General features: G+C 72.2%; 12 protein-coding genes and 2 tRNA genes. 8 read left to right on the top strand and 6 right to left on the bottom strand.

The genetic code is table 11. The annotated features are described in order from the left end of the window. The first annotated feature begins 255 nt into the window (after positions 1-255). Together ACQUS7_RS10240 and ACQUS7_RS10235 are read left to right on the top strand one after the other, a co-directional pair. Positions 256-331, top strand: a tRNA-Cys gene (locus tag ACQUS7_RS10240). 163 nt (positions 332-494) lie between these two features. After that, positions 495-1376: a hypothetical protein gene (locus ACQUS7_RS10235; protein ID WP_435146786.1), complete on the top strand. Its 882-nt coding sequence runs from the start codon at positions 495-497 to the stop codon at positions 1374-1376. 159 nt (positions 1377-1535) lie between these two features. On the opposite strand, the gene ACQUS7_RS10230 is transcribed toward ACQUS7_RS10235, so the two are convergent. Together ACQUS7_RS10230 and ACQUS7_RS10225 are read right to left on the bottom strand one after the other, a co-directional pair. Continuing rightward, positions 1536-1611: transfer RNA gene (locus ACQUS7_RS10230), tRNA-Arg, on the bottom strand. Positions 1612-1661: 50 nt separating this feature from the next. Further along, positions 1662-1871, bottom strand: a complete 210-nt coding sequence (locus ACQUS7_RS10225) for a hypothetical protein (protein WP_435126125.1) — start codon at positions 1869-1871, stop codon at positions 1662-1664. A 129-nt stretch (positions 1872-2000) separates the two neighbouring features. On the opposite strand from ACQUS7_RS10225, the gene ACQUS7_RS10220 reads away from it, so the two are divergent. Beyond that, positions 2001-2618 (top strand): AAA family ATPase, encoded by a 618-nt coding sequence (locus ACQUS7_RS10220; protein WP_435126127.1) that lies wholly within the window; start codon positions 2001-2003, stop codon positions 2616-2618. After that, positions 2615-3052, top strand: a complete 438-nt coding sequence (locus ACQUS7_RS10215) for an RNA-binding domain-containing protein (RefSeq protein ID WP_435126129.1) — start codon at positions 2615-2617, stop codon at positions 3050-3052. The genes ACQUS7_RS10220 and ACQUS7_RS10215 overlap by 4 nt, the downstream gene beginning before the upstream one ends. A 17-nt stretch (positions 3053-3069) precedes the next feature. Here the strand turns inward: ACQUS7_RS10215 and ACQUS7_RS10210 are convergent, their stop codons facing one another. Further along, complete coding sequence (locus tag ACQUS7_RS10210; protein ID WP_435126132.1) at positions 3070-3627, bottom strand: magnesium transporter; 558 nt, start codon at positions 3625-3627, stop codon at positions 3070-3072. Beyond that, positions 3627-4241, bottom strand: coding sequence for a magnesium transporter (locus ACQUS7_RS10205; RefSeq protein ID WP_435126135.1), 615 nt, complete (start codon positions 4239-4241; stop codon positions 3627-3629). Before ACQUS7_RS10205 ends, ACQUS7_RS10210 begins: the two co-directional genes overlap by 1 nt. A 123-nt stretch (positions 4242-4364) precedes the next feature. Between ACQUS7_RS10205 and surE the strand changes: the two genes are divergently transcribed. Continuing rightward, on the top strand, positions 4365-5285 hold the full coding sequence (surE, locus tag ACQUS7_RS10200; RefSeq protein WP_435146780.1) for a 5'/3'-nucleotidase SurE: 921 nt from the start codon (positions 4365-4367) through the stop codon (positions 5283-5285). Positions 5286-5330: 45 nt separating this feature from the next. Here the strand turns inward: surE and ACQUS7_RS10195 are convergent, their stop codons facing one another. After that, complete coding sequence (locus ACQUS7_RS10195; protein ID WP_435126140.1) at positions 5331-6578, bottom strand: MFS transporter; 1248 nt, start codon at positions 6576-6578, stop codon at positions 5331-5333. A gap of 164 nt (positions 6579-6742) precedes the next feature. Beyond that, the gene (thpR, locus tag ACQUS7_RS10190) at positions 6743-7303 is read right to left on the bottom strand and encodes an RNA 2',3'-cyclic phosphodiesterase (protein WP_435146777.1); all 561 of its coding nucleotides are present in this window, start codon (positions 7301-7303) and stop codon (positions 6743-6745) included. A 75-nt stretch (positions 7304-7378) separates the two neighbouring features. Here thpR and ACQUS7_RS10185 point away from each other — a divergent pair, with 75 nt between their 5' ends. The 3 genes from ACQUS7_RS10185 to ACQUS7_RS10175 all read left to right on the top strand — a co-directional run bounded on the left by ACQUS7_RS10185 (position 7379) and on the right by ACQUS7_RS10175 (position 8773). Beyond that, positions 7379-8134 carry a tetratricopeptide repeat protein gene (locus ACQUS7_RS10185; RefSeq protein ID WP_435126145.1) on the top strand — a complete coding sequence of 252 codons (756 nt, stop codon included), beginning with the start codon at positions 7379-7381 and terminating at the stop codon, positions 8132-8134. Beyond that, complete coding sequence (locus ACQUS7_RS10180; RefSeq protein ID WP_435126148.1) at positions 8134-8433, top strand: DUF424 domain-containing protein; 300 nt, start codon at positions 8134-8136, stop codon at positions 8431-8433. The genes ACQUS7_RS10185 and ACQUS7_RS10180 overlap by 1 nt, the downstream gene beginning before the upstream one ends. 61 nt (positions 8434-8494) lie before the next feature. After that, positions 8495-8773: a hypothetical protein gene (locus tag ACQUS7_RS10175; protein ID WP_435126149.1), complete on the top strand. Its 279-nt coding sequence runs from the start codon at positions 8495-8497 to the stop codon at positions 8771-8773. Positions 8774-8813 lie beyond the last annotated feature (40 nt).

The raw sequence follows: 8813 nt of genomic DNA, 5'->3' as shown, positions 1-8813 counted from the left end.
CCGCCCTCCACCCTCCCCGCCGCCACCCACACGGCACCCCCGCACCCACACACTTCCACGCCTCACCACGCCGCCACGGCACCCCGCACCACCCCGACACCCGACCCTCGCCTCGACACTCCCCCGCACTCGACGCTCCCCAGCGCGCCCAGCCACACCCCCTGCACGTACGACTCGATTTAGCGACAGCTCTCCGCCGCTGAAAACGAGGTGATTCGCTAGGCTTAAGCGCGGCACCCGTCTTTCCGTACATGCGCCAAGGTGGCAGAGTCCGGCCATACGCGACGGCCTGCAGAGCCGTTATACGCCGGTTCAAATCCGGCCCTTGGCTTCTTTCGATTCAGCGACGAAACGCGACAGCCTCAGCGACGCGTCCGTGTCCCGACGAGCGCCCGTCGACGAGCGCCCGTCGACGCGCGCCTAAAGCGGGCCGGGCGGGTCGCACACTTCATCGAAAAGTAACGGTTAAACGCCGGGCGGACTGTCGTCCGCGTATGCAACGTCGTGCCGCGGCAATCTACGTCGCGTTCTTCGTCGTCGTCGGAGCGGCGTCGTTCTCGCTCATCGCTACGGCGAGCGCGCCGCACCTCTCCTTCGACAACCCGAACCACGAGCTCGCACCGGGCGAGAGCATCACCGTGGACGGGACTCAGTACCGGCTCACCGAGATCACCGCCGAGATGCAGGGCGGCGGTGGCGGCGGCCACGGCGGCGGTGGCCCGGCGACCCTGGTCCGCTCGGGGACGTTGGAGTGGACGAATCAGTCGTCGCGGTACACCGTCGAGTGGGCGAACGGCTCCACCGTGACGTACGACGGCGAGGACTGGACCGTCGTCGTCGAGAGCGGTGACGACCCGACGCAGTTCACGCTGCGCGAGAACATCGACCGGTCCGCCATCCTGCAGAACGACTCGTCGGTCGAGAACGAGACGACGACCGTCGACGGCCAGACGTACGTCGTGCGGAAGGCGACCGAGAACGGGAGCCGCGAACTCGTCCCGGCGGACGACTACTTCCCCGAGCCGGCGACCCGCGAGTACGCCGAGGGCGACGAGGTCTCGGACGTCCAGAACCACACCGCGACGGTCGCGTCCGTGACCGGGAGCGGTGCGACGCTGGAGTGGTTCGCGCCGCGCACGAACACCATCGACGTCGCGGACACCGCGAACGTGACGCTCGGGTCGACGACGTACTTCGCGCACTTCCCGAACAACCAGACGCTGGTGTTGACCCAGAACTTCGAGCAGTACGACGAGTACCAGCACCAGTCGTCGCTACACACGACGATGAAGAACGGGCTGTGGGGCGTCACCATCCTCAGCGGCGTCGTCGCCTTCCTCATGACCGGCTTGGCGTACCTGCCGTCGCGGTACTGAGCCGCCAGCCCCGCTTCGCCGCCACGACTGCACACGACTCGACTCCCGTTTTTCCGATTCGACGCGACCCGCCGAGCGGCGGCGCTGTCGAACGGCCGGTTCAGCTCGAAAACGGCGTCTCGCGGTGGTCGGCGGACCGCCGGTCCGCGGTTCGGTGGACGGGCACGATGGGATTTGAACCCACGGCCACCGGATTAGAAGTCCGGCGCTCTCATCCGGACTGAGCTACGTGCCCCGTCGTGGGTGAGTGCGGACAGCGGGAAAAACGACGCGGTTAGCGAGCCGTCACGGCGCCCGGCGGCCGGCTTCAGCGGAGCGCTGCGTCCCGTCGTCGGGGTCTTCCTGGTCCGGGTCGTCGTCGGGGTCGTCGTTGGGGTCGTCTTCGTCGTCCGGGTCCTCGTCGAGTCGGTGGTCGCCGCGTCCGGCTGGCGCGTCGCGAGCGGCCGGCGTGTCGCGGACGAGCGGGCGACTGCGTGGTGCTGTGTCGGGGACCATACGAGCCGGTCGGCCGCCGTCGACAAGAGCCCGGGTGACGTTCCGGTTCGGGGACACGTCCCGCGGATGCGTCGGCGCCGCCACGGGGTCCCGCAGCCCTTAACTCCGGGAGCGGCGAAGCCGGGAGTAATGCGAGTTATCGGGACGGTCGGCCTGCCGGGTAGCGGAAAGGGCGAGGCCGCCGCGGTCGCCGAGGAGGAGGGCGTCCCCGTCGTGACGATGGGGGACGTCATCCGCGAGGAGTGTCGGCGCCGCGGACTCGACCCCGCCGAGCACCACGGCGAGGTGGCGAAGGCGCTCCGCGAGGAGGAGGGCCCGGCCGCCATCGCGGAGCGGTCGATTCCGCTCATCGAGGAGGCCGCCGCCGAGACCGACGCGGACGCGGTGCTCGTCGACGGGCTCCGGTCGATGGTGGAACTGGAGCGGTTCCGCGACCGCTTCGGCGACGACTTCCTCCTGGTCAGCATCGAGGCGCCGTTCGACGTGCGCGCCGAGCGGCTCGGCGCCCGCGGCCGCGACGACTCCGACGTGGACGTGGACGCGCTGCGCCGCCGGGAGGAGCGCGAACTGGAGTTCGGGATGGGCGAGGTCATCGACGCCGCCGACGTCACCGTCGAGAACACCGAGTCGCTCGCGGCGTTCCGCGACCGGGTCCGCGACCTGCTCGGCGGCGCCGCAGCCGACGCGGACGCCGACGAGGCGGGGCGGGAGGCCGCCGGCGACGACGCCGCGGAGGTGCGCGAATGACGACGGTGTACAGCGTCGACGCCCGCATCGAGGTGCCGGTGCACCGCACGGAGGTCACGGACCGCGTCGCCGACGCCGTCACGAACCTGTTTCCGAACGCGGAACTGGAGTCGGAGCCGGGCGACCCCGGCCGGCTCGTCGCGGAGACGCACACTCTCGACCCGTTTTCGGACCTGCTGCACGAACAGGAGATTCTCGACACGGCGCGCCGCGAGTTCGAGCGCAACGCCGACGAGGACGGCTTCTCGTTCGAACTGAAAAAGCAGGCGGCGCTGCAGGGCGTCGTGAACTTCGCCGTCGGCGACACGGACGAACTCGGCGACATCCGCGTCGACGTGACCGTCCGGGAGCCGTCCGTCGAGGAGTACATCGACCACATCGCGCCGCCAACCGAGGGCGGCCGGCCGGTCGACCCGGACGCGACCCGCGGGTAGCGACGCCGGGGCCGCCGCTACGTGAACAGCACCACGGCGCCGAACAGGACGACGACGCCGAGCACGTCGCAGACGTTCGTGACGACCGGGATGACGACGTCGTCGGGGTCGAGCGACAGCACGTAGGCGACGTAGGTTGCGACGACGGTGACGGCGACGGCGAGCGCGGCGAGCGTGACGCCCGCGGTGGTGGCGACGAGCAGCACTGTCGTGACCGGGAGCGACGCGCCGCCGGTGAGCGACGCGAGCGCCCAGGCGCCGGCGCCGACGACCGGGAACAGCGTGGCGGCGAGCGCGACGGTCGCGACGGCGTTGCCGGCGAGTTCGTCGTCCGTCGCGTCGAAGCTGAGCGTCCCGAGGTGGAACGCGGTCGACAGCCGCGAGGCGAGGACGCTGCCGAGGTTCCCGGCGGTGCCGATTGTGACCGGTACCAGCACCAGCAGCGACGGCGCCCGGTACAGCCGCTGTTCGAAGCTGCCGAGCACCAGTCCGGAGCCGAGTTCGACGACGGTCAGCGCGAGCAGCACCGGGAGCGTCGCCCGCGTGATCGACCGGACGGTCCACTCGGTCGGCACTACCCGCCACCTCCGAGTGCGGCGAGCGTCACCCGGACCGCGAGCAGCAGGAACGCGACGCCGAACACGTCGCCGGTCGTCGTGACCAGCGGCCCGACGAGCGTGTCCGGGTTCCGGCCGCGGCGGTAGCCGGCGAACACGACCGTCACGACGACGGCGGTGAGCGCGACGCCCGACAGGACGCCGGCGATGAGCGCGATGCTTACCAGCACGGGCAGCGGCGCCGCGCCGCGGCCGAGCACCGCGAGCACGACGGCGGCGGCGACGGCGGCGAACACGGACGCGAACACGCCGTTCACGAGCGCCGCGGCGGCCGCCCCGCGGAGCCGTTCGTCGCCGACGGTCACCCGGGGCTCGATGAGCCCCTGGTGCAGCCCGGTGGAGAGCCGCGCCCCGAAGCTCCCGTAGACGTTTCCGCGGGTCGCGAGCAGCGCCGGCACCAGCACCAGCAGCCCCTCGACGGCGCGCAGTTCGGCGCGCATCCCGCCGAGCACGACGCCGGCGAGCAGCCCGCCGACCAGCGACGCCGACAGCGCCGGCAACGCCTCCCGGTAGGCCTCCCGTGCCGTTCCCAGCACGCCGCCGACGCCGTCGCCGCGCCCGCCGGTACTCATTCGTTCGGGGCAACGAGCGCCCCCGTGAAAAGTCGGCCGGGGTCTGCCGGCCGCCGAGCGCCGCGCCGTTCGGCGACGCGGCGGACCGACGCGCACTTGCCGGCGCGCACGAACGCTTCGGCAATGAGCGACCGCCAGGTGCTGTTGACGAACGACGACGGCGTGGACTCGCCGGGGCTCGCCGCGCTGTACGAGGAGCTGCGCGCCGTCGCGGACGTGACGGTCGTCGCGCCCGCGGCGGACCAGTCCGGCGTCGGACGCTCGCGCTCGCGCGCGGTCGACGTCGACGACCACGAGTGGGGGTACGCGGTCCACGGGACGCCCGCGGACTGCGCCGCCTTCGGGCTCCGCGGACTCGACCGCCGGTTCGACGTCGTCGTCTCCGGCTGTAACCTCGGCCCGAACTGCGGCGAGTACATCATGGGCCACTCCGGCACCGTCGGCGCCGCCGTCGAGGCCGCCTACCTCGGGACGCCCGCCGTCGCGGTCTCCGCGTACCACCGCGAGGAGTTCTTCCCGCCGAACCGGTTCACGTTCGACCTGCCGGCGCAGGTGACCCGCGACGTCGTCGAGCGCGCGGCCGGCGGCGGCGACGCCGACGTGTTCGACGCCGCGGACTACCTCAGCCTGAACGTCCCGGTCGAGGACGCCGGCCCGATGCGGGTGACCGAGCCGCTCGCGGACTACGGCGTCGACGCCCGCGACGCCACCGACGAGGAGCGCGACGAGTACGGCGGCGCCTACCGGCTCGAAAGCGACTACTGGGCGCGGCTCGACCAGCCGGACCGCTACCCGACGCTGGAGCAGGTGAGCCGGACGTACCCGACGTGGTCCGACCGCGCCGCCGTCGTCGACGGCGACGTCAGCCTCTCCGCGCTCCGCGTCCCGCAGGAGCCGGTGCACGACCCCGCGATCGACGACTTCGTCGCCCGCTACAACGACGTCCGCGGCGCGCTCGCCGCCGACGGCGACGGTGCCGGCGGTGCCGGCGACGTCGACCGGGGCAGTGGCAGCGACGTCGGCGACGCCGGCGACGACGACTGATTCTTCTCGGCTCCTCCGGTCCGTCGCCGGTCCATCCCCGTGCCGTCAGGATTCGAGCAGCGCGACGACGCCCGTCAGGGCCGCGGCGGCGACGAGCGCGAGCGCGAGGACGCCGAACGCCGCGCCGAAGCCGACGGCGTCCGCGACGACGCCGACGACCGCGGGCGCGACGGCGCCGGCGCCCATCAGCAGCGTCCGGACCGCGCCGAGGCCGCTGCCGGCGACCTCGTCCGGGATGACCGCCGCGAGGTAGGCGCCGCGGACCGGCCGGAAGCCGTGGCTGCCGAGGCCGAACGCGACGACGGCGGCGCCGAGCACCGCGGGGCCGGCGGCGCCGACGGCGAGCAGCGCGCCGAGCCCGCAGGCGGCGAGCGTCAGCGTCGCGCCGACGACCGGGAGGCGGCCGACGCGGTCGGAGAGGTCGCCGGTGACGAGCTGAACCGGGTTCACGACGAACAGCGCGCTGTACAGCAGCGACGCCGTCGCGTCCGGCAGCCCGGCGCTGTCGGTGAGGTACAGCGGCAGGAACGCGACGGCGCCGTTGTACGCGAACGAGAAGCACAGCGTCACGGCGACGAACGCGGAGAACGCGGGCCGGCGGAACAGCCGAACGTACGCCGCCGCGGAGACGCCGCCGTCGCCGCCGCCGCGGTCGGTGTCGGAGACGCGGTTCGGCACCCGGAGCAGGAACGCGGCGACGAGCGCGAGACCGGCGACGCCGCCGGCGAGAAACAGCGTGTGCCAGTCGGCCCACCCGGTGGCGACGGCGACGGTGACGGCGGCGGGCGCGACGACGCCGCCGAACGCGCCGAACGTGTCGAGGACGCCGAGCGCACGGCCGGTCCGCGTCGGGTAGATGCGCGAGAGCAGGCCGACGGCGACCGTCTTGTGCGCGCCGGTGCCGACGCCGACGAGCAGCATTCCGGCGACGAGCGCGACGAACCCGGCGGCGACGTCGCCGACGACCGGCACCACCACCACGTCGTCCCCGACGGCCGGGAACAGCGCCAGCGCGCCGACCGCCGCCGTCACCGCGCCCGCCGCGATGACTTTCGTGGCGCCGAGCCGGTCGGCGACGGCGCCGCTCGGGAACTGCATCAGCGCGTACACCGTCATCATCGCGGTGAACGCCGCGCCGAGCGCCGCGTTCGACGCGCCGAACGCGGCCTGATACGTCGGGAACAGCGGCGGGAACGCGTACCGCAGGAACTTCGCGAGGAACCAGATGAGCGCGGTCAGCGTCAGCGCGTCGTAGTCGGCGAGCGCGGACAGCCGCGGAACCCGGACGCGCATGGTCGTTCGAGCCGTCGGCGCGCCGCCTGAAAAGCGGACGGAAACCGGCGTTCGACCGGAAGCTGTCGGGGCCGCCGGAAGTCGTCGAGGCTGCCGGGGGTAGTCGATGCCGCCGGGAGTCACCGGGAGTTGTCGGAGTCGCCGCGACCGCCGCCTCCCGGGGATTACGCGGGCAGCGGGATGCTCTCGACGGTTTCGTAGACCGGGCCGTCGTCGGTCAGCGTCGACTCCGTGAGCCGGATTGCGTCGACGTCGAACCGGCCGACGACCGGCTCCTCGTCGAGGAACGCCTGCACCGTCGCTTTCCCGCGGGCGTCGTCCATCCGGGCGAGCGTCAGGTGCGGCGTGAAGTCGTGCTCCTCCGGCTCGAAGCCGAGCGCCGTGGTTTCGCGTTCGACGGCCTCGTGCAGCCGGGCGAGTTCGTCGGCGCCGTCGCCGACGCCGACCCAGACGACGTTGATGTACTCGGGCGACGGGAACGCGCCGACGCCGCCGACTTCGGCCTCGAACGGCTCGACGCCGGCGTCGTCGACGGCGCGTTCGAGCGCGGCGACCACGTCGTCGACGCGGTCCTCGTCGACGTCGCCGAGGAACTTCACGGTGAGGTGCGCCTGCGCGGGGTCGGTGAACCGGAGCGCCTCGACGTCTTCGAGCTCCTGCTGGACGGCGGCGAACTCGCCGGCGAGCGTCGCCGGGAGGTCGACCGAGACGAACAGTCGCGGCATACCGGTGGCTCCGCCGCCGAGCCGGAAAAGTCCGACGCGCAACATACATCCGTCCGCTCGGCCAACTCACGGGTAATGAGTGACGAAGAGCCAGAACCTGGGAGCCACGAGTTCTCGTCCGGGCAGGGGCTCGATGAGGACTACGACGAGTTCTCGCTCGACCCGGAGGAGCTGAACGCCGACCCGTCGAAGGTCGACCCGGTGGACACGCGCGTCATCACCGACATGCTCGACGAGCGGAACATCGCGAAAGACCAGGTGGACATCGACAGCCTGCTCGACGTCGGCCTCTCGTACATGGGTATCAACCGGTTCGAGGCCGCGACGGAGACGTTCGGCCGCGCCGCGCAGTTCGCCGAGGACGACTCGCTCGACGAGCAGGAGGCGTGGGTGAACAAGGGCGCAGCGCACGCCCAACTGGAGGAGTGGGACGAGGCCATCGGCGCCTACGAGGAGGCCATCCGCATCGACGACAGCTCCGAACACGCCGCGTCCGCCGAGACGAACCTCGCGTACGCGCTCCACAAGTCCGGCCGGACCGAGCAGGCGCTCGAACACGCCGAACGCGCCGTCGAGGCCGACCCGCGGTCGCCGCAGGCGTGGTACAACCGCGGCTTCTTCCTCGTCGAACGCGGCCTGCTCGAAGACGCCGTCAACGCCTTCGACAACGCCATCCGGCTCGGCATGCGGAACGCCGAGGTGCTCGAAGAGAAGGCCCGCGCGCTCGACGAACTCGGGAAAGTCGAGGAGGCCGAGGAGGTCGCAGAGGAAGCCGAGGAACTCCGCCAGCAGGCCGAAGCCGAGATGGTCGAGGAGTACGGGGAGCGCTGATGCTGCTGAAGGAGCGAGACACGCCCGAGGGCACGCTCGTGTCCGTCTGCGACCCGGACTGCCTCGGCGAGACGTTCGAGAGCGGCGACGTCACGCTCGCGGTCACCGAGGAGTTCTACGGCGGCGACGACGCCGAACTGGCCGACGCCGACGCCGTCGTCGCGAGTCTCCGCTCGGCCACGACCGCGAACCTCGTCGGCGAGGAGTGCGTCGGCGTCGCCGTCGACGCCGGCATCATCGACGAGGAGCGCGTACTCGAAGTCGACGGGACGCCCCACGCACAGCTCCTGTACGTCTAACTGACGCCCTGTATCCGGGCCGAGCGGAACGGTTTTCCGGCGCGCCGCGGACCAGCCGAACATGGAGTCACGTGTCCTCGTCCGAATCGACGTCCTCCTCGGCCTCCTGGCGCTGTCGCTCCTCGTCGCGTGCTGCTTTCTGGTCGCGCTGAACGCGTTCGCGGGCGGCGTCGCGCTGGTCGTCGTCGCCGCCGGGCTGTACGCGCTGTGGTCGTATCTCTCCGGGTTCCTCGGCGCCGTCGACGCCGCCCCGGCGTCCGACACTGCCGCCGCGGCCGACACCGGCGCTGCGGCCGACGCCGACGGCGACACCAGCACGGGCACCGATACCGACGCCTGAGCCCCGGCCGGTTCGCGGCGCCGAAGCCGAACGCGGCTTC

It is taken from the genome of Halobaculum sp. P14, assembly GCF_051195155.1.
Classification (GTDB): domain Archaea; phylum Halobacteriota; class Halobacteria; order Halobacteriales; family Haloferacaceae; genus JBNTKA01.
The sequence above is the reverse complement of the archived record's forward strand: the minus strand, read 5'-3'. Positions and strand labels throughout refer to the sequence as shown.

What these genes read in the sequence shown, in the direction of transcription:
- ACQUS7_RS10180 (WP_435126148.1), top strand. Translation starts at nt 8,134, where the DNA reads ATGCTGCTGAAGGAGCGAGACACGCCCGAGGGCACGCTCGTGTCCGTC.
- thpR (WP_435146777.1), bottom strand. Translation starts at nt 7,303, where the DNA reads ATGCCGCGACTGTTCGTCTCGGTCGACCTCCCGGCGACGCTCGCCGGC.
- ACQUS7_RS10205 (WP_435126135.1), bottom strand. Translation starts at nt 4,241, where the DNA reads ATGAGTACCGGCGGGCGCGGCGACGGCGTCGGCGGCGTGCTGGGAACG.
- ACQUS7_RS10195 (WP_435126140.1), bottom strand. Translation starts at nt 6,578, where the DNA reads ATGCGCGTCCGGGTTCCGCGGCTGTCCGCGCTCGCCGACTACGACGCG.
- ACQUS7_RS10220 (WP_435126127.1), top strand. Translation starts at nt 2,001, where the DNA reads ATGCGAGTTATCGGGACGGTCGGCCTGCCGGGTAGCGGAAAGGGCGAG.
- surE (WP_435146780.1), top strand. Translation starts at nt 4,365, where the DNA reads ATGAGCGACCGCCAGGTGCTGTTGACGAACGACGACGGCGTGGACTCG.
- ACQUS7_RS10185 (WP_435126145.1), top strand. Translation starts at nt 7,379, where the DNA reads ATGAGTGACGAAGAGCCAGAACCTGGGAGCCACGAGTTCTCGTCCGGG.
- ACQUS7_RS10175 (WP_435126149.1), top strand. Translation starts at nt 8,495, where the DNA reads ATGGAGTCACGTGTCCTCGTCCGAATCGACGTCCTCCTCGGCCTCCTG.
- ACQUS7_RS10235 (WP_435146786.1), top strand. Translation starts at nt 495, where the DNA reads ATGCAACGTCGTGCCGCGGCAATCTACGTCGCGTTCTTCGTCGTCGTC.
- ACQUS7_RS10225 (WP_435126125.1), bottom strand. Translation starts at nt 1,871, where the DNA reads ATGGTCCCCGACACAGCACCACGCAGTCGCCCGCTCGTCCGCGACACG.
- ACQUS7_RS10215 (WP_435126129.1), top strand. Translation starts at nt 2,615, where the DNA reads ATGACGACGGTGTACAGCGTCGACGCCCGCATCGAGGTGCCGGTGCAC.